This is a genomic window from Streptomyces sp. NBC_01166, assembly GCF_045039765.1.
Classification (GTDB): domain Bacteria; phylum Actinomycetota; class Actinomycetes; order Streptomycetales; family Streptomycetaceae; genus Streptomyces.
In genome coordinates, this window is sequence record NZ_CP108613.1 from 4,371,871 (window position 1) to 4,394,347 (window position 22,477).

The 22,477-nt window shown below is 70.4% G+C and carries 20 protein-coding genes and 1 tRNA gene; 8 read left to right on the forward strand and 13 right to left on the reverse strand.

The window, feature by feature from the left end; translation table 11 throughout:
* The first annotated feature begins 175 nt into the window (after positions 1 to 175).
* From OG379_RS20020 to OG379_RS20045, 6 genes are all read left to right on the forward strand, one after another.
* On the forward strand, positions 176 to 1,189 hold the full coding sequence (locus tag OG379_RS20020; protein WP_393763809.1) for an ABC transporter ATP-binding protein: 1,014 nt from the start codon (positions 176 to 178) through the stop codon (positions 1,187 to 1,189).
* On the forward strand, positions 1,179 to 2,087 hold the full coding sequence (locus OG379_RS20025; RefSeq protein ID WP_405664569.1) for an ABC transporter permease: 909 nt from the start codon (positions 1,179 to 1,181) through the stop codon (positions 2,085 to 2,087). The genes OG379_RS20020 and OG379_RS20025 overlap by 11 nt, the downstream gene beginning before the upstream one ends.
* Positions 2,084 to 2,995, forward strand: coding sequence for an ABC transporter ATP-binding protein (locus OG379_RS20030; RefSeq protein ID WP_403993588.1), 912 nt, complete (start codon positions 2,084 to 2,086; stop codon positions 2,993 to 2,995). The genes OG379_RS20025 and OG379_RS20030 overlap by 4 nt, the downstream gene beginning before the upstream one ends.
* Positions 2,996 to 3,025: 30 nt before the next feature.
* Entirely contained in the window at positions 3,026 to 3,745 is a 720-nt protein-coding gene (locus tag OG379_RS20035; RefSeq protein WP_405664570.1) for an ABC transporter permease, read from the forward strand.
* Positions 3,746 to 4,034: 289 nt separating this feature from the next.
* Positions 4,035 to 4,727 carry a hypothetical protein gene (locus tag OG379_RS20040; RefSeq protein WP_405664571.1) on the forward strand — a complete coding sequence of 231 codons (693 nt, stop codon included), beginning with the start codon at positions 4,035 to 4,037 and terminating at the stop codon, positions 4,725 to 4,727.
* A gap of 256 nt (positions 4,728 to 4,983) precedes the next feature.
* Positions 4,984 to 5,071 (forward strand) — tRNA-Ser (locus tag OG379_RS20045).
* Between the two features lie 58 nt (positions 5,072 to 5,129).
* On the opposite strand, the gene OG379_RS20050 is transcribed toward OG379_RS20045, so the two are convergent.
* From OG379_RS20050 to OG379_RS20090, 9 genes are all read right to left on the reverse strand, one after another.
* Entirely contained in the window at positions 5,130 to 5,945 is an 816-nt protein-coding gene (locus tag OG379_RS20050; RefSeq protein WP_405664572.1) for an HAD family hydrolase, read from the reverse strand.
* Positions 5,942 to 7,219, reverse strand: coding sequence for a serine--tRNA ligase (serS, locus tag OG379_RS20055; protein WP_405664573.1), 1,278 nt, complete (start codon positions 7,217 to 7,219; stop codon positions 5,942 to 5,944). Before serS ends, OG379_RS20050 begins: the two co-directional genes overlap by 4 nt.
* A 592-nt stretch (positions 7,220 to 7,811) precedes the next feature.
* Positions 7,812 to 8,747 carry a prephenate dehydratase gene (gene pheA / locus OG379_RS20060; RefSeq protein ID WP_393763751.1) on the reverse strand — a complete coding sequence of 312 codons (936 nt, stop codon included), beginning with the start codon at positions 8,745 to 8,747 and terminating at the stop codon, positions 7,812 to 7,814.
* Between the two features lie 104 nt (positions 8,748 to 8,851).
* Positions 8,852 to 10,198: an iron uptake transporter deferrochelatase/peroxidase subunit gene (gene efeB, locus OG379_RS20065; RefSeq protein ID WP_405664574.1), complete on the reverse strand. Its 1,347-nt coding sequence runs from the start codon at positions 10,196 to 10,198 to the stop codon at positions 8,852 to 8,854.
* A gap of 5 nt (positions 10,199 to 10,203) precedes the next feature.
* Complete coding sequence (locus OG379_RS20070; RefSeq protein ID WP_405664575.1) at positions 10,204 to 12,138, reverse strand: copper resistance CopC/CopD family protein; 1,935 nt, start codon at positions 12,136 to 12,138, stop codon at positions 10,204 to 10,206.
* A gap of 14 nt (positions 12,139 to 12,152) precedes the next feature.
* Complete coding sequence (locus OG379_RS20075) at positions 12,153 to 12,599, reverse strand: copper chaperone PCu(A)C (RefSeq protein ID WP_362930758.1); 447 nt, start codon at positions 12,597 to 12,599, stop codon at positions 12,153 to 12,155.
* Positions 12,596 to 13,252, reverse strand: coding sequence for an SCO family protein (locus OG379_RS20080; RefSeq protein WP_362930756.1), 657 nt, complete (start codon positions 13,250 to 13,252; stop codon positions 12,596 to 12,598). The genes OG379_RS20075 and OG379_RS20080 overlap by 4 nt, the downstream gene beginning before the upstream one ends.
* A 48-nt stretch (positions 13,253 to 13,300) precedes the next feature.
* A complete protein-coding gene (locus OG379_RS20085) occupies positions 13,301 to 14,035 on the reverse strand; it encodes a YcnI family protein (RefSeq protein ID WP_405664576.1) in 735 nt (244 codons plus the stop codon).
* A gap of 104 nt (positions 14,036 to 14,139) precedes the next feature.
* Positions 14,140 to 14,961 (reverse strand): hypothetical protein, encoded by an 822-nt coding sequence (locus OG379_RS20090; protein ID WP_405664577.1) that lies wholly within the window; start codon positions 14,959 to 14,961, stop codon positions 14,140 to 14,142.
* Between the two features lie 271 nt (positions 14,962 to 15,232).
* Here OG379_RS20090 and OG379_RS20095 point away from each other — a divergent pair, with 271 nt between their 5' ends.
* Positions 15,233 to 15,790 (forward strand): ATP-binding protein, encoded by a 558-nt coding sequence (locus OG379_RS20095; protein WP_405664578.1) that lies wholly within the window; start codon positions 15,233 to 15,235, stop codon positions 15,788 to 15,790.
* A 48-nt stretch (positions 15,791 to 15,838) separates the two neighbouring features.
* On the opposite strand, the gene OG379_RS20100 is transcribed toward OG379_RS20095, so the two are convergent.
* Entirely contained in the window at positions 15,839 to 17,302 is a 1,464-nt protein-coding gene (locus OG379_RS20100) for an aminopeptidase P family protein (RefSeq protein WP_405664579.1), read from the reverse strand.
* Positions 17,303 to 17,433: 131 nt separating this feature from the next.
* On the reverse strand, positions 17,434 to 18,858 hold the full coding sequence (locus tag OG379_RS20105; RefSeq protein ID WP_405664580.1) for a PP2C family protein-serine/threonine phosphatase: 1,425 nt from the start codon (positions 18,856 to 18,858) through the stop codon (positions 17,434 to 17,436).
* 602 nt (positions 18,859 to 19,460) lie between these two features.
* Between OG379_RS20105 and OG379_RS20110 the strand changes: the two genes are divergently transcribed.
* Complete coding sequence (locus OG379_RS20110; RefSeq protein ID WP_393763766.1) at positions 19,461 to 20,144, forward strand: bifunctional DNA primase/polymerase; 684 nt, start codon at positions 19,461 to 19,463, stop codon at positions 20,142 to 20,144.
* A 647-nt stretch (positions 20,145 to 20,791) separates the two neighbouring features.
* Here the strand turns inward: OG379_RS20110 and OG379_RS20115 are convergent.
* Together OG379_RS20115 and OG379_RS20120 are read right to left on the reverse strand one after the other, a co-directional pair.
* A complete protein-coding gene (locus tag OG379_RS20115) occupies positions 20,792 to 21,757 on the reverse strand; it encodes a DUF5926 family protein (RefSeq protein ID WP_393763768.1) in 966 nt (321 codons plus the stop codon).
* A gap of 127 nt (positions 21,758 to 21,884) precedes the next feature.
* Positions 21,885 to 22,400: an ATP-binding protein gene (locus OG379_RS20120; RefSeq protein WP_405664581.1), complete on the reverse strand. Its 516-nt coding sequence runs from the start codon at positions 22,398 to 22,400 to the stop codon at positions 21,885 to 21,887.
* Between the last annotated feature and the right edge of the window lie 77 nt (positions 22,401 to 22,477).

The window sequence follows — 22,477 nt, forward strand, 5'->3', positions numbered from 1 at the left end:
GACGGCCGCGTCAAGGGAAGCCCCGAACCTGTGGACAACACCGTGGGGACGACCCGGCCCGGGGGTCCTCGCGTACGGTGCCCCTACGGGTCCGTACGCCTCGAGTCTGACGCGGATCCAGCCGCCTGGTCTGACGACTCCTGTGGCGGGCGCCACTACGGTCGATGACGTGACTGTGATCGCAACCGAAAGCCTGAGCAAGCGGTTCCCGAGGGTGACCGCGCTTGACCGGCTCTCCTTGGACATCGGACCGGGTGTAACCGGCCTGGTGGGTTCCAACGGAGCCGGCAAGTCCACACTGATCAAGATCCTGCTGGGTCTGTCCCCCGCCACCGAAGGCCGGGCCGCGGTGCTCGGGCTCGACGTCGCCACCGAGGGCGCCGCCATCCGGGAGCGGGTCGGATACATGCCCGAGCACGACTGCCTGCCCCCCGACGTCTCGGCGACCGAGTTCGTCGTCCACATGGCGCGGATGTCCGGGTTGCCGCCCACCGCGGCACGCGAACGCACCGCGGACACCCTGCGCCACGTGGGGCTGTACGAGGAGCGCTACCGCCCCATCGGCGGCTACTCGACCGGTATGAAGCAGCGGGTGAAGCTGGCCCAAGCGCTGGTCCACGACCCGAAGCTGGTCCTCCTCGACGAGCCGACCAACGGCCTTGACCCCGTCGGCCGGGACGAGATGCTCGGTCTGATCCGCCGTGTCCACACCGACTTCGGCATCTCGGTGCTGGTGACCTCGCACCTCCTCGGAGAGCTCGAGAGGACCTGCGACCACGTCGTCGTCATCGACGGCGGCGCGCTGCTGCGCTCCAGCTCCACCAGCGACTTCACCCAGACGACCACGACCCTGGCCGTCGAGGTCACCGACAGCGACACCCACCCGGACGGTACGGACGCGCTGCGCCGCGCCCTCACCGGGGCCGGGATCAAGCTCGTCGGACACGACGGCCTCGACGCCGAAGGACTGCCGGGCGCAGGACACATCCTCCTGGTGGAGGCGACGGGCGAGGAGACGTACGACGTGGTCCGGGACAGCGTCGCCGGACTCGGGCTGGGTCTCATCCGGATGGAACAGCGGCGCCACCACATCGCCGAGGTCTTCCGCACCGAAGAGGCACCGCGGGCGGCCGTGGCCGCGACAGCGGGTGCCGGACAGCAGAAGGGGAGCGGTCGCGATGAGCACTGAGACCGGGACCGCGGCCGGGAGCGACACCTCCCGGATCCACAACATCGGATACCGCTCCTACGACGGCGCCCGGCTCGGCCGGGGCTATGCCCGACGTTCGCTGTACTCGCAGTCCCTGCGGGGCTCGTTCGGACTGGGCAGGTCCGCCAAGTCCAAGGTGCTGCCGATGCTTCTGTGCGGGGTGATGTGCCTGGTGGCTCTGATCCTTGTCGCGGTCGCCATCGCCACGCCCGGCATGACGAAACTCCCGATCAGGTACACGGACTTCGCCATCTACCTGCAGGCCGTGATCGGACTCTTCATCGCGTCCCAGGCGCCGCAGTCGGTGTCCAGGGACCTCCGCTTCAAGAGCGTGCCGCTGTACTTCTCACGGCCGATCGAACGCGTCGACTACGTGGTCGCCAAGTTCGCGGCCATGACGTCGGCCCTGCTGATCCTCACCGGTCTGCCCCTCGTCATCCTTTTCGTGGGCTCGCTGCTGGCCAAGTTCGACTTCGCCGACCAGGCCAAGGGATTCGGTCAGGGGATGGTCTCGGTGGCACTGCTCTCCGTGCTGTTCGCCGGGCTCGGACTCGTGGTCGCCGCGCTGACGCCGCGCAGGGGCTTCGGAGTCGCCGCCGTGATCGCCGTACTGACCATCACCTACGGTGCGGTCTCCACGGTCCAGGCGATCGCCTGGGAGACGGGTTCGGCCGGTGCCATCACCTGGCTCGGGCTGTTCTCGCCCATCACGCTGATCGGCGGGGTGCAGACCGCTTTCCTCGGGGCCTCCTCCGCCTTCCCCGGCGGCGAAGGGCCCGGAGCCGCCGCCGGTGTGGTCTACCTGATCGTTGTTCTCGCGCTCGTCGCCGGCTCGTACGCCGTACTGATGCGCCGCTACCGGAGGGTCGGCCTGTGACCACCATCGAGATCGACCACACCTCCCGCTGGTTCGGCAACGTGGTCGCCGTCAACGACGTGAGCATGACCGTGGGCCCCGGAGTCACCGGGCTGCTCGGGCCCAACGGAGCAGGAAAGTCCACGCTGATCAACATGATGGCCGGGTTCCTCGCGCCGTCGACCGGCACGGTCACGCTCGACGGCACACAGATCTGGCGCAACGAGGCGGTCTACAAGGCGATCGGGATCGTGCCGGAGCGGGAGGGCATGTACGACTTCCTGACCGGCCGCGAGTTCGTCGTCGCCAACGCCGAGCTGCACGGACTGGGCGACGCGGCCGCGCACAAGGCGCTGGCCACGGTCGAGATGGAGTACGCGCAGGACCGCAAGATCTCGACGTACAGCAAGGGCATGCGGCAGCGCGTGAAGATGGCGTCCGCGCTGGTCCACGACCCCTCGGTGCTGCTCCTCGACGAGCCGTTCAACGGCATGGACCCGCGCCAGCGGATGCAGCTCATGGAGCTGCTGCGCCGGATGGGGGCGGAGGGCCGCACGGTGCTCTTCTCCTCCCACATCCTCGAGGAGGTCGAGCAGCTCGCCTCGCACATCGAGGTGATCGTGGCCGGCCGCCACGCGGCGTCGGGCGACTTCCGGAAGATCCGCCGGCTGATGACGGACCGGCCGCACCGCTATCTCGTCCGGTCCAGTGACGACCGGGCACTCGCCGCCGCACTCATCGCGGACCCGTCGACGGCGGGGATCGAGGTCGACGTCACGGAGAAGGCCCTGCGCATCCAGGCGGTCGACTTCGGGCGGTTCACGACTCTGCTGCCGAAGGTCGCGCGCGAACACGGCATCCGGCTGCTCACCGTCTCCCCGTCCGACGAGTCCCTCGAATCGGTCTTTTCCTATCTCGTAGCGGCCTGAGTAGTGGCCTGAAAGGAGCTGTGAAGCGTCATGTACGACCCCACAGTCGCCCGGCTCACCTACCGGGCCCTGCTCGGCCGGCGCCGGGCCGCCATCCTGTTCGTCCTGCCGGTCCTGCTGGTGGCCATCGCCGTGGCGGTACGGGCGTTCGCCGGTGCCGATGACGGTGTGGCCTCCGGGGTGCTGGGCGGTTTCGCCATCGCCACGATGGTCCCCCTCATCGGTGTCATCGCGGGCACCGGTGCCATCGGGCCGGAGATCGACGACGGCTCGATCGTCTATCTGCTCGCCAAGCCGGTGAAGCGGCCCACGATCATCTTCACCAAACTCATCGTCGCCGTCGCCGTGACGATGCTGTTCTCGGCGCTGCCCACCTTCGTCGCGGGCCTGATCCTCAACGGCAACGGGGGGCAGATCGCCGTGGCCTACACGATCGCGGCGCTGGTCGCCTCGATCGCGTACAGCGCGCTCTTCCTGCTGCTCGGCACGGTCAGCCAGCACGCGGTCGTCTTCGGCCTGGTGTACGCGCTGGTGTGGGAGGCGCTCTTCGGCAGCCTCGTTCCGGGAGCCAGGACGCTCAGTGTGCAGCAGTGGTCCCTCTCGGTCGCCGAGAAGGTCGCAGGGGAGGGCGCGGTCACCTCGGACGTCGGCCTGCCGCTCGCGACCGTCCTGCTGGTCGGCGTGACGGTCGTGGCCACGTGGTACGCGGGTCAGAAGCTGCGGGCGCTGAAGCTCGCCGGCGAGGAGTGAGACCGGCTCCGCCGCGCACCCTCTGCAACCCCCGCCCACCGGGCGGGGGTTGTTCCGTGTGCGGGGCGGCCGGGTCGCGTGACTGTACGGTTTTCGGCTCGTTGTACAGAGTGCGTGGAGGCAACTGGAATCTGTGGCGTCGAGCTTTCGTGAATTCGGGGAATGCCGGCAGCGGTGAGGCAGCGCCCACCCGGCCGGTCATCGAGTGAGTGGCAACCGTGAGCGACCTCCGCCCTCACAGCCCGGGACAGGGCTCTCCTTGTCGTTCCCACGCACGAGAGGCACACCCATGCCCACGGAAGTAGCCTTGCTCGAATCCCAAGCCCTCCGGATCGAGCAGATGGGGCGCGTCGAAGTCCTCGACAAGGTCAAGAGCCTTGTCATGCTCCCGGATGGAATTCACCTTCGCACAGAGGAGGTGGCCCGGTACTTCGAAGTATCCACAACCTCGGTCAGGAGGCTGACCGACCGGCATCAGAAAGAGTTGGTCAGCAACGGCATGAAGGTGTTGCGGGGCGCTGAGCTGCACTCCTTCCATAGCGACATCGTGTCGCTATGGAAGGAGGAGGGTTCGGGAAGTTATCCACAGGCAGCGACCCAGCTCCGGCTCTACACCCGCAGGACCGTGCTCAACGTCGCCATGCTTCTTCGCGACAGCGACATCGCGCGCAGCGTCCGCACCCACCTGCTCGACGCGGAGGAGGACCTCAGGGCCTCCTACGTCTCGCTCGACCGGCGCGTCACCCGCATCGAGGGCTGCCTCGCCGGCGTGGGAAGCGCGCTCCAGGAGCTCGGTCCCGTGCTCGGCCGGATGTCGCAGCGGCTCGACTCCCTCGACCGGAAGCTCGATGTCACGCACCAGGTCGTCGGTGCGATCAGCCTCCGGCTCACCGATGTCTCGCAGGACGTCATCCGGCTCGATGCCCGCATGGACGAACTCACGCACCGGCTGAGGGATCTGGGCCGCCGCACGAGCGGCTGACGTACGTCCGGGGGCCACCGGAAAATGGTTGGCCCCCGGACACCGGTCTCCGGCACAGTGAGGGGGACGGCGCGGGAAGGCGCCGTTCATGAGGACCGGGAGAGGAGCGCGGCGATGACCAGGAGTCCGAGTCCGTCGTGTTCCCGACAGGGCGGTCCGCAGCCGGCACCGCGGTAGCTTCATCAGCTGCCCGGCGTCGCCCGCAGCAGGGCCCCCGGGTGGCCCCCGCTGCGCGTCGCGCGCGCGGCCACCCCCCGGAGGATTGGCCGAGTGGTAAGGCAGCGGCTTGCTAAGCCGTCGTCGGGGGCGTGACCCCCGCGCGCGTTCGATCCGCGCATCCTCCGCCGGAGACCGAAGACGAAGACCGGGGCCCGGAGCCCGAAGCCCGAAGAACAGCCCCGCCTACGCGCGCGTGGTCGTCCGGAGCAGCTCCTCCAGCACCACCGCGATGCCGTCGTGCTCGTTCGACGCGGTGATCTCGTGCGCCACGGCCTTCAGCTCGTCGTGCGCGTTGGCCATGGCCACGCCGTGCTGCGCCCAGCCGAACATGGGGATGTCGTTCGGCATGTCACCGAAAGCCACGGTGTCCGCCGCCTTGAGTCCCAGACGGCGGGCGGCGAGCGAGAGCCCGGTCGCCTTGCTCAGCCCCAGGGGCAGGATCTCCACGACCCCCGGGCCTGCCATGACGACGTTCACCAGGCTGCCGACGGCCTGCCGGGCGGCCTGCGCCAGCGCGTCGTCGTCGAGCTCGGGGTGCTGTATGTAGACCTTGTTCAGCGGAGCGGTCCACATCTCGGCGGGGTCGGTCATGAAGACGGCGGGCAGCGGCCCCTCCTGCACCTGATAGCCGGGCCCGACCAGCACCTCGCCCTCGAGTCCGTCACGGCTCGCCGCCAGCGCGAGCGGGCCGACCTCCGCCTCGATCTTGGACAGCGCGAGTCCGGCGAGCTGCCGGTCGAGGGTGAGGGAGGTCAGCAGCTTGTGCTCGCCCGCGTGGTAGACCTGCGCGCCCTGGCCGCACACCGCCAGGCCCTTGTAGCCCAGGTCGTCCAGGATGTGCCGGGTCCACGGCACCGCGCGTCCGGTGACGACGATGTGCGCGGCGCCGGCCGCGGTCACCGCGGCCAGCGCCTCCCGGGTGCGGTCGGAGACCGTGTGGTCGTCGCGCAGCAGGGTGCCGTCGAGATCGGTCGCTACGAGCTTGTACGCGAAGGTCACTTGGAGACCGGCTCCAGCAGCTCGCGCCCGCCCAGGTACGGACGGAGGACCTCCGGAACCCGCACCGAACCGTCGGGCAGCTGGTGGTTCTCCAGGAGCGCCACGATCGTGCGCGGTACGGCGCAGAGCGTGCCGTTCAGCGTGGCCAGCGGCTGGACCTTCTTCCCGTCGCGCATGCGGACGGAGAGCCGGCGTGCCTGGAAGCCGTCGCAGTTCGACGCGGACGTCAGCTCGCGGTACTTGCCCTGGGTCGGGATCCACGCCTCGCAGTCGAACTTCCGCGAGGCCGAGGACCCGAGGTCGCCGGTCGCGACGTCGATCACCTGGAACGGCAGCTCAAGACCGGTGAGCCACTGCTTCTCCCAGTCCAGGAGCCTGCGGTGCTCGGCCTCGGCGTCCGCCGGGTCGACGTACGAGAACATCTCGACCTTGTCGAACTGGTGGACGCGGAAGATGCCCCGGGTGTCCTTGCCGTACGTGCCCGCCTCACGGCGGAAGCAGGGCGAGAAGCCCGCGTACCGCAGCGGCAGCTTGTCGGCGTCGAGGATCTCGTCCATGTGGTACGCCGCGAGGGGGACCTCCGAAGTGCCGACCAGGTAGAAGTCGTCCTTCTCCAGGTGGTACACGTTCTCCGCGGCCTGGCCGAGGAAGCCCGTGCCCTCCATGGCCCGGGGGCGGACCAGCGCAGGGGTCAGCATGGGGACGAAGCCGGCCTCGGTGGCCTGGGCGATCGCCGCGTTGACCAGGGCCAGCTCGAGAAGCGCGCCGATGCCGGTCAGGTAGTAGAAGCGCGATCCGGACACCTTGGCGCCGCGCTCCATGTCGATGGCGCCCAGCGCCTCGCCGAGCTCCAGATGGTCCTTGGGCTCGAAGCCCTCCGCGCCGAAGTCACGGATCGTGCCGTGCGTCTCCAGGACGACGAAGTCCTCCTCGCCGCCGACCGGCACGTCCTCGTGGACGATGTTGCCGAGCTGCAGGAGCAGGCGCTTGGCCTCGGCGTCGGCCTCGTCCTGTGCGGCGTCGGCCGCCTTCACCTCGGACTTCAGCTGATCGGCCTTCTTGAGGAGCTCGGCACGCTCCTCAGGGGTGGCCTTGGGGATCAGCTTTCCGAGCGACTTCTGCTCGGAGCGGAGTTCGTCGAAGCGGATGCCGGACGACCTGCGCAGCTCGTCGGCGGAGAGCAGGGCGTCGACGAGCGCGACGTCCTCTCCACGGGCGCGCTGGGAGGCGCGAACACGGTCGGGGTCCTCACGGAGCAGGCGAAGGTCAATCACCCCTCAAGGCTACCGGTGCGGGGATCCACCGCTCGAACCGATATCGACGAGCGTGGCGCTTTGCCCGAATTGCCGGAATCGATAATCCTGGGGGAACCTCGGGTCGACAGCTGGGTGAAGATCGTCAGTAAAAGGGTCGCATTGCCACGAAAAGGGAACAAGGCGTCCTGTCGCTTGACGTATCACCGGTGCCCGGCTGGGGAGTTGAGGGCTCTGGATGGAGCGCGTTGTCCACAGGGCCCCGTCGATCCGATTAGTTATCCACAGGCTGTGAAGAAGATCTGTGGATGCCGGAAGGGATCGTTCCGAAAGCGGCATGACGGGACAGGGATCCGCAACTCAAACCTCACCTGCGCACTCATTCGGGTGGGTATTCCTCGTTCCAATGAGTTGATCAACGGAATTGGAGGGACACGGGGGGAGCTGTGACCTCATGGGGGATCCAGGGCACTGGGGCGATTTGTCGACCATGTCGTGCTGCGGTGTCGACTTGTCCCCAGGTCGAAGGTGTGGCCTGTGGATAACTTTGTGCGTGGAATGAAAATCTGCAGGTAGGACCGGCAGTGTTCGGGCCGGCCCCTTCCCACAGGCTTCAGACGCGGCCGTCCTGGCTGCGGGCCAGCCAGTCGGAGGCTTCGGTGAAGTCGGTGTCCGACGTCCCGATCCGCAAGGGACTGACCTCTTCGGGCGTCACCCCCGCGCGCGGATACGAACCCAGGAACCGGACCTTCGGGCAGATCCGCTTCAGCCCCATCAGTGCCTCGCCGACGCGCCGGTCCGCGATGTGCCCTTCGGCGTCCACGGCGAAGCAGTAGTTCCCGATGCCTTCCCCGGTGGGCCGGGACTGGATCAGCATCAGGTTGACGCCACGGACGGTGAACTCCTGGAGCAGTTCCAGGAGGGCGCCCGGACGGTCGTCGCCGAGCCAGATGACCACGGAGGTCTTGTCGGCCCCCGTGGGTGCGGAGGGCCTGGCGGGCCGCCCCACCAGGACGAAGCGGGTCTGGGCGTTCTCCGCGTCGTGGATCTCCGTGACCAGTGTTTCCAGCCCGTAGGTCGCCGCGGCGAACTCGCCGGCGAAGGCGGCGTCGTAGCGCCCCTCCTGGACCAGCCGCGCACCGTCGGCGTTCGAGGCCGCAGACTCCCACACCGCGTTCGGCAGATGGGCCGCCATCCAGTTGCGCACCTGCGGCTGTGCGGCCGGGTGGGCGCTGACGGTCTTGATGTCCGACAGCTTCGTCCCGGGGCGCACCAGCAGGGCGAACGTGATGGAGAGCAGCACTTCGCGGTAGATCATCAGCGGTTCGCCCGTGGTCAGCTGGTCGAGCGTCGTGGTGATGCCGCCCTCCACGGAGTTCTCGATGGGGACGAGTGCCGCCGCCGCCTCCCCGTTCCGCACAGCGTCCAGTGCCGCCGGCACCGAGACCATCGGGACGAGTTCGCGGGTGGCGGCTTCGGGGAGCGTACGGAGGGCCACCTCGGTGAAGGTGCCTTCGGGGCCGAGGTAGGCGTAGCGCGTGGCTGACATACGGTCACCCTAATGGGCCGCCGGACGGCGCCGTGCGCCTCGCGCCGGCGGGTGTACGGGGCCGTGGGCCCGGCCCCGGTGGACGGGCGTGAGGCCGTGCGGCCTCACGCCTCCAGCAGCCGCTGCCCCACGTACTCCCCCGACGCGGCGCCCCCGGGTACGGCGAAGAGGCCGCTCGCCTCGTGCCGGATGAACGGGGAGAGCGCGTCTCCCCGGTCGAGCTTGCGCTGGACCGGAATGAACCCCTTGAACGGATCGGCCTGCCAGCAGACGAAGAGCAGACCGGCGTCCGGGGTGCCGTCGTCGGAGATGCCGTCGTGGTACGAGAACGGGCGGCGCAGCATCGCGGCTCCCCCGTTCTTCTCGGGGGAGGAGATCCGGGCGTGTGCGTTGTCGGGAATCAGCAGCTTGCCGTCCGGCCCCGCCTTGTCCAGGTCCATCTCGGTCTCCTCCGAGCCGCCGCTGAGTGGGGCACCGTCCGCCTTGCGCCGCCCGATGACCTGTTCCTGCCGCTTGACCGTGAGCTCCTCCCAGTCGTCCAGGAGCATCCTGATCCGCCGGACGACGGCGTACGAACCGCCTGCCATCCAGGCGTACGCCGATGAGTCACCGGACGGCACGAAGATCCGCTTCTCGAAGTCGCTCTCGGCCGGTTTCGGGTTGTTGGTGCCGTCGACCTGGCCCATCAGATTGCGCGTGGTCATCGGGCGGTCCGTGGCGCCCGGGGTGCGGTTGAAGCCGTTCATCTGCCAGCGCACCCGGGCCGTCGGGCCGGCCTCCTTCTGAAGGGCGCGCAGCGCGTGGAAGGCGACGAGCCCGTCGTCGGCGCCGATCTGCACCCAGAGGTCGCCCTCCGACCGCTTGGCGTCGAGGTGGTCGGAGGAGAAGGCCGGCAGCGGATCCAGTGCGGCGGGCCGACGGTCGGTCAGGCCGGTGCGGGTGAAGAAGGTCCGCCCGAAACCGAAGGTGACGGTCAGGGAGGACGGCCCGGCATCCAGGGACACCCCGGTGTCGTGGACCCGGCCGTTGTCCGCCGGCTCTCCGGCCATCAGGCGTTGCGCCACCGCCGACCAGCGACGCATCAGGGCGGCTGCCTCCTTGCGCCCCGCGCCGGGTGTCAGATCGAAGGCGACCAGGTGCCCGCGGGCCTGAAGCGGAGTGGTGATCCCCGCTTGATGTTTCCCGTGAAACATCGCCTGGGTCGAGCCGACCGTGGTCAGCGGTGTCGGCGCATCCCCTCGCGTCGCCGCGTAGCCGCCCGCACCGCCCGCCGCACCCAGGACGAGGCCCGCCGCGCCGGCCGCGCCCGCGCCGCCGATCAGCCGGCGCCGCGAGACGACGCCCGTGCCACCGGAGCCGGATCCGTCGCGGCCCGTGCCACCGGAGCCGGATCCGTCGCGGCGGGCGGCGGGTGTGCCGTTCTCCGTGGGGTTGTCCTTCTTCTTGCTCACCCTGCTCAGCCGATCTTCACGTTCTTGTCGATGGTGGTCTGGTCGATGTCCGAGGTGCGCACCGTCACGGCGACCTTCCAGTCGCCCGCCATCGGGATCTGAACCCCGCTCGCGGTCCAGTGCCCCTCGGTGAGCCGGTCGGGGACGACCGGCAGCGGGCCGATGTCCTTGGACTCCAGGGTGAGGGCGAGCTTCACCTCGGGGACGTCCAGCGGGCGCCCGTCGGGCGCGTCGACCCAGAGGTGCACGCTGTTCGCACCGGTCCCGCCGGGCGAGATGTCCAGGCGGACCGTCCCCTTGCCGTTCCGGCCGCCGGTGTCGAAGGGCAGGCTCAGGTTCAGCTGCCCACCGGCGACCGGCGCCGGAGCCGTCGTGGTGTTGCCTCGCGCGGCCTCCTCCTCGGTGCGGCCGGGCTCGGTGGACGTGAGGATCGTCGTGACGACGAGCAGCACCACGGCGATGCCCGTCTCCACCATCACGGAACGCCGCAGCCCGGAGCGGTCCGGATCGGCGTCGCGGGCGCGCCTCTCCTTCGTCGCCGTCAGGGCGGCCCGCTGCCGGGAGAGCTGGGCGGCGCGCTCCGGATCGACCTCCTCGTCGGACGCGGCGACCGGTTCCGGGGATTCCGACGGAGCGGCCGCAGCGGTGTCGTCGGTGGCGGACACGGATCCGGTGCGCTCGGTCAGCCGCCCCGTCCAACGCCGCGATATCCATGCGACTCCGAGGAGCACGGCGACGAGGGCCACCTTCACGAGCAGCAGTTGCCCGTAGCGGGTGCCGGTCAGCGCGGACCACGATCCGACCTGGCGCCAGGACTGGTAGAGCCCCGTAGCGGCGAGCACGATCACGCTGCCGAACGCCACGCGCGAGAACCGGCGTACGGCGCTGCTCGTGATGTCCGGCGTCCGGTACAGGGCGACCAGCAGCGCGGTGAGTCCGCCCAGCCAGGCGGCGACGGCGAGGAGGTGCAGCACGTCGACCGGCATGGCGATGCCCGGCTGGATCCCCGTCGAGGCGTGCTCGGCCAGGGCCCACGTTCCGGCGATCCCGATGGCGATGACCGCGCCGCCCGTCGCGAGTCCGAAGGTGAGGTCCTGCTTCTCCTTCTCGTCCTCGCGCTTGGCGTACGCCCCGAAGAGGACGGCGATGAAGAGCGCGGAGGCGCCCAGGAGCAGCAGGCGGGAGACCAGCGCGGCCCCCGGCTTGGTGTCGAGGACGGCCTGGAGGCCGTCGAGGTCGAAGGCGTCCGAGAGCTTGCCGGAGCCGGTGTACGGACTGCGCAGGAGCAGCATGGCCAGGGTGGCCGCGGTGAGCGTGACCCAGCCGCGTACGACGAGCCGCTGCAGCGGACGCGCGCCCGCCCCGCGCTGCCAACAGGCGAGCACGAAGGCCGATCCGCCGGCGAGCAGGATGAATCCGGCGTACGCGGCGTAGCGTGCGATGCCGTAGAGCGCGCCCACGAGGCCGCCGCCGGCTCCGCTCGAGGGCAGCGCCACGGTGGTCTCCGAGGGGGCGCCGACGGAGAAGGTGAAGGCTCCCGAGACCGGATGGCTGTCCGCGGAGACGGCCTGCCAGGCCACGGTGTACGTGCCGTCGGGCAGACCGCTGTGGAGCTGGACGGCGTACCGCACGGCGCCGCCGCTCGTCAGATCACGGGGCGCGCCCTCGTCGGCGCGCTCACCGCTCGGGTCGAGGACCCGGATCGAGTCGTCGTCCATGGCGATCTGCTCGGAGAACGTGAGCGTGACCTCCTCGGGCGCGGTGGCGACCACCGCCCCGTCCTGCGGGTCGCTCCCCGTGAGAGCGGCGTGCGCGGACGCGGGGCTCGCGCCGGCCAGCACCAGGCCGAACAGCAGGCTGATCAGCATGGCGAGGAGCGCGGCCGCGGCGAGCGGCCGTCGTATCGGGGAGGGCCCGAGGCGCGGGGCGGTAGCCGTCATGGGGTGTCAGTACCTCACTGCTTCTTCGGGTTGTAGGTGGTCTCCCGCACGGGAATGTCGACCTTGATGGGATCGGCCTTCTCGAAGTGCAGTTCCACGGAGACCGTCTCTCCCCGCTTGGGCTGCTGCTTCAGCTCCGTGAACATGATGTGGTTCCCGCCGCGTTCGAGATCGAGCTCCCCGCCGGCGGGCACCTCGAACGACGTGACCATCCGCATCGTCCGGTTCTTCGTCTCGTGGATGGAGACGTGGTCCGAGAGGGAGCTCGTCACCGAGGTGAGCCGGTCGGTGGCGTCGCCGCTGTTCTTCACGAGGAGGAAACCGGCCGCCATGTCGCTGACGGGCTGTGGCATGAAGGCCCCGGTCACCTCCAGCCGCGGCACGCTGTCGGAGGAACACGCCGTCAGCGCGAGCCCGGTGGTGAGGGCCAGTGCGCCGGCGACGGCCGTGCGGCGGTTCACGGGGTCTCCCCCTTGACGAGCTCCGGGAGGTCCTCGGTGTAGTCCTCGGCCGTGGTGTCCTCGCTGTAGAGCACGTACCCCTTGTCGGTCTTCGGGGAGAACGCGATGACCTGGGCGCCGTGCATCGAGACGACCGTGCCGTCCTTCTCCTTCTTCGGCGGATCGATGCCGATGCCGATCTGCCGCGCTCCCGCCTGGATGGTCGGGAAGTCGCCGGTGAGACCGGTGAAGTCGGGGTCCTGAGCCTTGAGCCAGCTGCCCAGGGACGCCGGGGTGTCACGCTCGGGGTCCGTCGTGACGAAGACGACCTGGAGCTTGTCCTGTTCGGCCTTGGGCAGGGCCCGCTTGGCGATGGCGATGTTGCTCATGGTCAGCGGGCACACGTCGGGGCAGTTGGTGTAGCCGAAGTAGATGAGAGTCGGCTTGCCCTTGGTCTTCTCGCGCAGGTCGTACTTCTTGCCATGGGTGTCGGTGAGTACGAGGTCGGGCTTGGTGAACGGCTGGTCGAGCACGGTCGCGGGCTTGGACCCGGCCGAGGAGGAGACGTCGGCGACGGAGTTGTCCGCCGAGTCCCCTCCGCTGCCGCAGGCCGACAGGGTCAGTGCGGCCGCGGCGGCGAACGCCGCGGCCAGCACCGTCTTCTTGCTGTGCATGGAGAGCTGGTTCCTGATCTGTGAATACGGGTGGTGGGGCAGACGGGATCAGGCGCTGCGGCGGCGGCCGGCGAGGACGCCGAAGGCGACACCCGCGACGCCGACGACGATGCCGACGATGCCCAGGACGCGGGCGGTGCTGTCGGTGCCCGACGAGGACGCGTCGTCCGACGACGCGGTCGTCTCCTTCGCCTCCTCGGTCTCGCCGCTCTTGTCATCGGCGGCGGTGGCGCCGTGGGCGTCGGCCGCCGGGGCGGTCAGCGCGAGGACGGGAGCAGGGCTCTCGGGCTCTTCGCCGCCCTCGGTGGGCTCCTCGATCCAGCGGACGACTTCCTTGTTGCTGTACGTCTGGAGCGCCTTGAAGACGAGCTGGTCGGCGTCCTCGGGCAGCTGCCCGAGCGAGAGCGGGAACTGCTGGAAGTAGCCGGCCTCGATACCGCTGCCGTCCGCGGTCCAGGTGACCTTGGAGACCGCCTCGTTGATCTTCTTGCCGTGCACCTCGAGCGGCTTGGCCAGCTTGCTCTTGGTGACGTCGATCTTCCAGCCGGGCACCGGCTGCGGGCTGACGGAGGCCAGCGGGTGGTCCGTCGGGAAGTTGACCTCGAGCTTGACGGTGGAGGCGTCGTCGCGCTCGTTGGGGACCTTGAAGTTGACGGTGGCGTAGCCGCCCTTGGCAGCCTCGCCCTGGGGCTGCACGCTGACGTGGGCGGAGGCGGTGCCGGCGAGCAGCAGGACGGTGGACGCGGCGACGCCGCCGGCGAGGGCGATGCGGGAAACGTTCATGGCAGGGATCACTCCACAGGTCATGAGGAAAAGGTGGTCCGGCGCGCGGAGGCGCGACGGCATCACGACCACCTCTTCACCGGAGTTTCGGCCGAGGGGTCGCGTCAGGCTGCGTGTACGTATACGGGCGGCGGCCCGCGCCTGATCACCATGTGCTGCAGGGGGTCCCCGGTGGCCGGCGCGGGAGCGTCGACGGCGCTGCGGAGAGGGCGCGGCCCGGTCGTGGGCCGGCCCGGGAGTCCCGCACGCAGTGCGCGTACGAGTGCCATCGCCGCCCGCAGCGCGCGCAGCCTGGCCGCGGCCGCGAGCTGACGGCCGCCGTGCGCCGACAGCCTGGCCAGCCGGAAGAGAGCGATCTCGCCGCGGCGCAGCAGCCAGCCGGTGGCGAGTGCGGCGAGCAGGTGCCCCAGGAGCATGGGGAGGCTGGGCAGGCCGGACATCAGGGTGTCCAGGAGCGTCGGAGCGGCATCCGGCGCGGCTGCCGCTCCGGACGCCAGGTGTGTGTGCCCCTGGGCCACGGTCGCGGGGTCCAGCCCCGCGGTGGTCACGATGCGGTGGGCCTCACCGGCGCTCAGCTGAGCCGGCCCGGCGCCGCACACCAGCCCCGCGGCGAAGCGGATCAGCGAGTCGTCCCCGGACCCCGCCGCGGTGGCCGGCGCGTGCCGCCCGAGCCCGAAGACGATGTGCAGGGCGATCTGCCCGGCCGCGAGGGCGGCGGTGATCGAGAGAAGGGTCCGCTCACGTCCGGCGAGCGCCGTCGCGACGGCGAAGACTCCGGCGAAGCCTGCCAGCAGACTCCAGCCGGGCACGCCCACGCCTGCGGCGAAGCCGTGTCCGGCGGCTGCGAGCACGACGCAGACCGCGGTGAACACCGCGGTCCTCAAAAGCCGCATACCGGCTCCGACGCGTGCGACAGGCATAGACATGGCCGGGTCATCATCCCACTGAGCCCCCCGTCTCCGTACGGCAGGTCCGGAAGGTCGGCATCCGTCCCCATCAGGGAGTGATCAGGGGGTGTTGCACCTGTTCATGGGTGGTTCGAGGCCGCTCCGAGGCGGTGGTCCGGGCCGGGCATACACCGGGGGACGGAATTTCCGCATCCGCCGAATGAGCGCCGTGGTGGCCGATCCGTGCTTACGAAGCACCGATCGCGGCAATACGTATCGGTATGTCGAGCCGCAGCCAGGAGGCTGGAGCATGAGCATGTGGTGGTCACTCCATTTGCGGCGCGAAGCTGCGAGCGTTCCGCTCGCCCGTCGTTTCCTGCTCGGCACCATGGAGACCGCGGGGGTGGATCCCGACATCTCCTACGACCTCTCCGTCGCGCTCAGCGAAGCCTGTGCCAACGCCGTCGAGCACGGCGGCGGTCTACGGGACGCGGGTGAGGCCACGGACGCCGACCCGGCCTCCCTCGGTGGCGGGCAGCCCGGACGCGCCTGCGGGCAGTACCGGGTCACCGCGTATCTGGACGGCGAGAAGTGCCGTATCGAAGTCGCCGACTCGGGGCCCGGTTTCCCCTCACGGCGCACGCTTCGCACTGCCGCACAGCCGTCCGCCTCCCGGCCGGCAATGGACCCCTCGCACACGCGCACCGCGGTGCATCCTCCGGTCACGGCCGAGAGCGGGCGCGGGCTCTGCCTGATCGAGGAGCTCGCCGATCACGTCCACTTCGGCAACCGGCCGGGTCACGGCGCGGTGGTGAGCTTCGACAAGGTCCTGAAATGGCGGGAGGGCGCGCTGCTCATGGTGTCCTGAGCAGCGCGCCCTCCGTCGCACGGGACGCGGACCTCCGCGCCGGCCGGGTCAGCCCTTGAGCCGGGCCATCCACGCCTCGACCTCGTCGGACCGGCGCGGCAGCGTGGCGGACAGGTTCCGGTTGCCGTCCTCGGTCACGAGGATGTCGTCCTCGATCCGGACGCCGATCCCCCGGTACTCCTCGGGCACGGTCAGGTCGTCGGCCTGGAAGTACAGTCCGGGCTCGACCGTGAGGCAGACCCCGGGCTCCAGGGTGCCGTCGACGTACGCCTCCGTGCGCGCGACGGCGCAGTCGTGGACGTCCATGCCGAGCATGTGGCCCGTGCCGTGCAGCGTCCAGCGGCGCTGGAGGCCCAGCTCCAGGACCTTCTCCACGGACAGGTCGCCCAGCAGGCCCCACTCGACCAGCTTCTGTGCGAGGACCCGCTGAGCGGCGTCGTGGAAGTCGCGGAAGGAAGCGCCGGGCTTCACGGCCGCGATGCCCGCCTCCTGGGCCTCGTACACCGCGTCGTAGATCTTCCGCTGCAGCGGCGAGAACGTGCCGTTGATGGGCAGCGTGCGGGTCACGTCGGCGGTGTAGAGCTCGTCGGTCTCCACGCCCGCGTCGAGCAGCAGGAGCTCGCCGGAGCGGACCGCGCCGTCGTTGCGGACCCAGTGCAGCGTGGTGGCGTGGGGGCCTGCCGCGCAGATCGAGCCGTAACCGATGTCGTTGCCGTCGACGCGGGCGCGCAGGAAGAAGGTGCCCTCGATGTAGCGCTCGCTCGTCGCCTCGGCCTTGTCGAGGACCTTGACGACGTCCTCGAAGCCGCGCGCCGTGGCGTCGCAGGCCTTCTGCAGCTCGGCGATCTCGAAGGCGTCCTTGACCAGGCGGGCCTCGGAGAGGAAGACGCGGAGTTCTTCGTCGCGCTCCGCGGTGACCTTGTCGGTGAGGGCGGCTTCGATGCCCGCGTCGTGCCCGCGGACGTTGCGCACCGGGCCGGTGGCCTCCGCCAGCGCGGCCGGGAGCTCGCGGACGTCCTTCGCCGGGATGCCGAGCAGCTGCTCGGCCTCGGTGAGGGAGTTGCGGCGGCCGACCCAGAGCTCACCCTGGCCGTCGAGCCAGAACTCACCGTTCTCACGGTCGGAGCGGGGCAGCAGGTAGACCGTCGCCTCGTGCCCGCCCTCGGACGGTTCGAGTACCAGGACGCCGTCCTGGGTCAGGTCACCGGTGAGGTACGCGTACTCGGTGGAGGCGCGGAAGGCGTACTCGGTGTCGTTGGAGCGGGTCTTCAGGTTGCCCGCGGGAATGACGAGCCGCTCACCGGGGAAGCGCGCGGAGAGCGCGGCGCGGCGGACGGCGGTGTACGAGGCCTGGGCGATCGGCTCCAGGCCTTGCAGCTCCGTGTCGGCCCAGCCGGACTTCATGTTCTCGGCGAGCTCATCGGAAATGCCCGGGTACAGGCCGTTCTTCCGCTGCTTGATCGGCTCTGCTTCTGCTGTTTCCGGGGTCTCCGGGGCGAGCTCCTCAGACACGTTTTGTCCTCCTTGTACGACACTGGGCCCTCTCCATCGTACGGGCGTACGGAAGGGGGCCCAGTGCCGGAAGACCTCTTACACGTCCGGAGCTGCCCCCGGCGGTCCTCGGGGGTCCGGCGGCCGTGGTCTCAGTCGAAGCGCGCGGCCAGCAGGGCGACGTCCTCGGCGCCGTCGCTCCGGTCCGTGCCGCCGGGCAGGAGGGTCCGCAGGATGTGGTCCGCGACGGCTCCTGGATCCTGGCGCAGGACCTTCGGCACTCCGGCCGCCGCCGAGTGCAGCCGCGCGAACGCCCGGTCCCGGGTGTCGCCGGTGCGGCGCAGCAGCGCGTCGGTGTAGAACAGCACCGTTTCGCCGGCCCGGGGCGTGAATTCCACGCTGGGCGCCTCCCAGCAGGACAGCATGCCGAGAGGCGCGGAGAGGGTCGTCTCGACGAATTCGGTGCGCCGCTCACCGGTCACCAGCGGCGGGGTGTGCCCCGCGCCGGCGAACACGATCGCGCGCCGGTCGGGTTCGCAGTAGGCGTAGAGGGCGGTCGCCGCGGAGGCCGGTTCGGTCAGCCGCAGCAGCAGTTCGAGGTCGGAGAGCACGGCGACGGGGTCCTCGCCCTCCATCACGGCGTAGGCCCGCAGGCCGGCGCGGAGCCGGCCCATGGCGGCCAGGGAGGCAGGCCCGGAGCCACCGACCGAGCCGACGGCCAGGCCGAGGGCGTTGTCCGGGAGGGGCAGTGCGTCGTACCAGTCGCCGCCGCCCGCGGGTCCGGCCCGGCGGCGGGCGGCCAGCCGTACCCCGGGGACCCGGGGCAGCCTGCTGGGGAGGAGCTCCTCGGCGACGACCGCGGCATCCGCCCTGGTGCGTTCGAGTTCGAGGAGGCGGGCGAGGTGTTCCGCGGCGTAGCGGGCGTACACCCCGACGAGATGGCACTGGCGTTCCAGCGGTTCCGCCGGTTCGTCGTACAGCCAGACGGCCGCACCGAGCCGGCCGGCGGTCTCGGTGGAGAGGGGCTGTGCGTAGCTGGCGGCGTAGCCGAGCCGTGCGGCGACCTCGCGGCAGCGGGGGTCGAGGCCGGTGTCGCCGAGGATGTCGGGACTGGCCAGAGGGGCGTCGGTATCCGGGAGGCCGTCGAGGAAGCGGCCGTACGCGGTGGCGCTGCGGGGCACCGTCTCGATGTGTCCCAGGTCGGCGTGGGCGAGGCCGAGCCCGATCGTGCGGGACGGCCCGCGGCCGTCGGCGGGTTCGAGGACGAGGAGCCCCCGGCCTGCGCCGACGAGTGCCGCCCCGGCGGCCAGGAGCTCAGGGAGAGCGCTGTCCAGGGTGCTGGTCCCGGCCAGCCGTTCGGTGAGTTCGTGCAGCGTGGTGAGGTCGGAGACCCAGCCGGCGAGCCGGTCCTGGATGAAGGCTCCCGGCGCGGCGGGTACGTCTTCCATGGGCGCGGCAGTGTGCGTTGAAACGGGAACCATGGGATCGATTCCAGCCACTTTCGGAAGGTGGGGGGCGCTCATGGCAATCGGCTTTCCGACTGGTGCGTCTTGTCGAATAGCATCGCAAACCCCCATGTCGTTCTGCGCCGCTATCGGTGCAACCACATGTACACGCACCCACATCTACACGCACAACTGAGGTGATGTCCAGTATTGTCCTTACGGTATTTATGGTGTCCGTGAGGCAACCAACTTGGCCGAAAAATGCACCCCCGGGCGGTTTTTTGCGATCGACTGGGCGTGCTCGACAGGGAGAGCCCTCGGGGTGAAATGCCGGAGGGAGCGTCATCCCGGTCATGCGGGGTACGTAGTCGTGGGTGGCCGGGGGCAGTTGTGACCGCCCCGGAACCCGACAGCGAGCCCGGGCGTCCTTACAGGTGACGGCCGCCCGCCCACCGCCCCGAGCGGCGGGGTTGCACAAGGGACGGCACGCGCGATGCGCACGCCGACCGCGCGATGTTTTGACTGGACTCAGCTCGGTTCAACTCGGTTCGACTCGGCTCAGCTCCATTCTGTTCGGTTCCACTCTGCTCGGCTCAGCTCACGCTCGGCACCGACTGACCGTCCGTACCGCAGACCCGATGAGCAAGCACGCACAGCGAAGAGACGCACACGTGGTGTAACGAACACGTGGTGTGATGTGGACCTCGGCGTTCAACGGAAAGGAACGAGCGCTCATGCGCGAGATCCTCGGAAGGCGACGCAGGCACCGGCCCCGGCGCAAGGGAAGTTCCGCCCAGCTCGACGCGGCGCTGGCCTGTGCCACCGTCCGGAAGTGGCCCGTGCTCCCCGGCGCAGGGCTGGCGACGGGAGCCGTACGCGGTGAACGCGGCCGCGGCTGCGCCTGTCCCGATCCCGAGTGCGCCGTACCAGGCGCACACCCCTTCGACCCCGGCCTGCTCGCGGCGACCACCGACGCGCGCATGGTGCGCTGGTGGTGGACCAACCGGCCCACCGCGCCCGTCGTGCTGGCCACCGGTGGCCAGGCGCCCTGCGCGCTGAGCCTCCCGGCCGTCGCCGGCGCCCGGGCCCTGACCGCGCTCGACGGCATGGGGCTGCGACTCGGCCCCGTGGTGGCGACACCCACCAGGTGGTCGCTGCTGGTCGAGCCCTACACCCTGGAACGGCTCGGCGAACTGCTGCACGCCAAGGACCGGGTGCCCAGTTCCCTGCGGTTCCACGGGGAGGGCGGCTATCTCATCCTGCCCCCGTCCGAGGTGGGCACGGGGCAGGTGCGCTGGGAACGCGCACCGGAGGCGGGGGACACCGCGCCGTGGCTCCCGGATGTGGAATCCGTCCTGGACGCGCTCGTCGAGGCGAGCAACAGCGCTCCGGACGGCGGGAGCCGGCTCGCGTACTGAGCGGGCTGCGGTTGACCGACTGACGCGGGAACAGCGGGCGGCTCACTCGTTCAGGGAGTGGGGCCGCCCGGTTTCCATGGGGCCCGAGGGCCGGGCCGCACCAGGAAGATGTAATTGCATCCGGGTAAAAGCCGGTGCCCACAGGCTTTCTGGCGGTCTTTTCGCGGATTGCGGAAACGGTGCGCACGGTGGTGCCGGGGTGAAAGTTTCCCAGGAGCTGTGGGCTCTTTCCCGGTGCCCGGCGGCATCGTGGATTTTCTGTCCGAAAGCGAACGCCCGGTGTGCCAGGGGCCCTGGGGCGCGCGCCGCTCCGGCGCTGCGCCGGTCCCGGCCCCGTGCACGGGAGTTGACGGGCGCGGGCCTGTGGAGGGGCGGAGTCGCAGGGGGCGGGGTGCGGGTGGGGCCAGGCAGTCGCCGCAGGCTGCCGACGAGCCCGAGTGCTCCGGCGTGCGCCCCGGCCGTCCGGGCCTGGAAACGAAGACGCCCGGCCGCTGGCGACGGGGGATGCACCAGCGACCGGACTTCCAGAACCGTAACAAGAGATCTGCCGTTAGCAAATTCGATCTCGCCTATTCGGACACCGATTTACCGACGGGTACGGGGGAGTTGTGACGGGAGTCACCGTCACGCCCCCGCTCTCGTCACTGTCAGCTGAGCGTCACTTGGCGGTTCGTGAGCCCCCCGCGTGCGCGGCGCTCGTCGGCCGTCAGCGGAGCGTCCGAGGCGAGCGCCCCGGCGAGCCGCTCCGCGAACTGTGCCGCGGGCTTCTCGCACTCCTCGGCCCCCATCGCGCTCGGCAGGTCCCAGACCGGGACCATGAGCCCGTGCGCACGGAACGAGCCCACCAGACGGGTCTCTTCGCCGAGCGAGGAGGTGCCCGCCGCGTGCAGCCGGGCGAGGGCGTCGAGGAGCTGCTCCTCGGGGTGCGGCATGACCCAGCGCAGGTGGTTCTTGTCCGGCGTCTCGCACCAGTAGGCCGCGTCCACGCCGGAGAGCCGGGTGGTGGGGATGGCGGCCGCGTTGGCACGCTCCAGCGATGCCGACACCTCCGGCGTGGCGTTCTCGGCGTCCGGGACCCAGAATTCGAAGCCGGAGTGCACGACCGGCTCGAACGCGGCGTCGGGGTCGAGGACGTCCTGCAGGCGCGGGCCGTCGGCAGGCACCCGGCGGGCGGTGACCGGCGAACCGGGCTCGGCCTCCAGCGCACGCTGCAGAGTGTCCGCGAGATCGCGGCTGAGGTCGCCGGACGAGGTGTCGTTCTGCAGGGCGAGGAGGACGGAGCCGTCGTCGCGGCGCAGCGCCGGCCAGGCCATCGGCAGCACGGTCGCGAGCGACACGGACGGCACGCCCTCGGGGAGCCCGCCCTTCAGCGTCAGCTCGACGGTGGCGGCGGGGACCAGCTCGCGCAGAGCGATCCAGTCGCACTCGCCGGAGATTCCCTCGAAGGGGCGCTGGACCAGCTCGGTCACGGCGTGGGCGGCGGCGCGTCCGTGACACGCCTTGTAACGGCGGCCCGAACCGCACGGGCAGGGCTCACGAGCCCCTACGACCGGGATTTCACCGTCCTTGAGCTGCGGCTTCCCGGCCTTGGACTGAGGGCGCTTCTTGGCCATGGTGGGCGTTCTCCCGATTGCGACAGTGCGGTCTCGGGCGCGAGCCTAGCCGTCCCTGTGACGGCCGGGGCACACCCGCCGTGGCACCCTCGCGGCCTGTCCCACCGTGCCGCGCGCCGAACCGCTCTCAGCCTGCGTCGTCGAAGGCTTTGAGAGCGTCGGCGAGTTCCAGTCCGTCCAGCGAGCCGAATCCACTCATCGCGCTCAGTCCGTCCAGTCCGTTCGGACCGGACCGTTCGCGGCGTGCGGACCTCCCGGGGCCCGGAGCCGCCGTCGTGAAGCCGCTCGTGCCGGGGCCCGCGGAGACGAGGGCCCAGACGGTGACCTCGCCGACCGTGTCGTCCCGTACGCCCCACTCCTGGGCGAGGGCGCTGATGATGTTGAGCCCGCGCCCACCGCGCGCGGTGACCGACGGTGTCGCCGGGACCGGCCTGGTCGGCCCGCCGCCGTCCGTGACCTCGACGGTCAGGTCGCCCGTCCTCTCCACGCGCCACGCGGCGCGGATGTCGCCGTCACCCACCTCCGAGTGCTGCCCCAGCGGCCTGCCGTGCCGGCAGGCGTTGCTGAGGAGTTCGGAAAGGATCAGTACGGCGTCGTCGACCACGGTGTCCGAGACCCCGTTGCTGCGCAGCTGCTCGCGCATACAGCGCCTCGCCTGCCCCACGCCCGCAGGGCCATGGGGTACGGCCATGCTCGACGACGCGGGCACTTCCTGTGCCA

Coding starts and splice junctions, on each gene's coding strand:
- OG379_RS20090 (WP_405664577.1), bottom strand. CDS start 14,961: ATGTCTATGCCTGTCGCACGCGTCGGAGCCGGTATGCGGCTTTTGAGG.
- OG379_RS20080 (WP_362930756.1), bottom strand. CDS start 13,252: ATGCACAGCAAGAAGACGGTGCTGGCCGCGGCGTTCGCCGCCGCGGCC.
- OG379_RS20085 (WP_405664576.1), bottom strand. CDS start 14,035: ATGAACGTTTCCCGCATCGCCCTCGCCGGCGGCGTCGCCGCGTCCACC.
- OG379_RS20110 (WP_393763766.1), top strand. CDS start 19,461: ATGCGCGAGATCCTCGGAAGGCGACGCAGGCACCGGCCCCGGCGCAAG.
- OG379_RS20025 (WP_405664569.1), top strand. CDS start 1,179: ATGAGCACTGAGACCGGGACCGCGGCCGGGAGCGACACCTCCCGGATC.
- OG379_RS20035 (WP_405664570.1), top strand. CDS start 3,026: ATGTACGACCCCACAGTCGCCCGGCTCACCTACCGGGCCCTGCTCGGC.
- OG379_RS20095 (WP_405664578.1), top strand. CDS start 15,233: ATGAGCATGTGGTGGTCACTCCATTTGCGGCGCGAAGCTGCGAGCGTT.
- OG379_RS20120 (WP_405664581.1), bottom strand. CDS start 22,400: ATGCGCGAGCAGCTGCGCAGCAACGGGGTCTCGGACACCGTGGTCGAC.
- OG379_RS20040 (WP_405664571.1), top strand. CDS start 4,035: ATGCCCACGGAAGTAGCCTTGCTCGAATCCCAAGCCCTCCGGATCGAG.
- OG379_RS20105 (WP_405664580.1), bottom strand. CDS start 18,858: ATGGGGGTTTGCGATGCTATTCGACAAGACGCACCAGTCGGAAAGCCG.
- OG379_RS20115 (WP_393763768.1), bottom strand. CDS start 21,757: ATGGCCAAGAAGCGCCCTCAGTCCAAGGCCGGGAAGCCGCAGCTCAAG.
- OG379_RS20070 (WP_405664575.1), bottom strand. CDS start 12,138: ATGACGGCTACCGCCCCGCGCCTCGGGCCCTCCCCGATACGACGGCCG.
- pheA (WP_393763751.1), bottom strand. CDS start 8,747: ATGTCAGCCACGCGCTACGCCTACCTCGGCCCCGAAGGCACCTTCACC.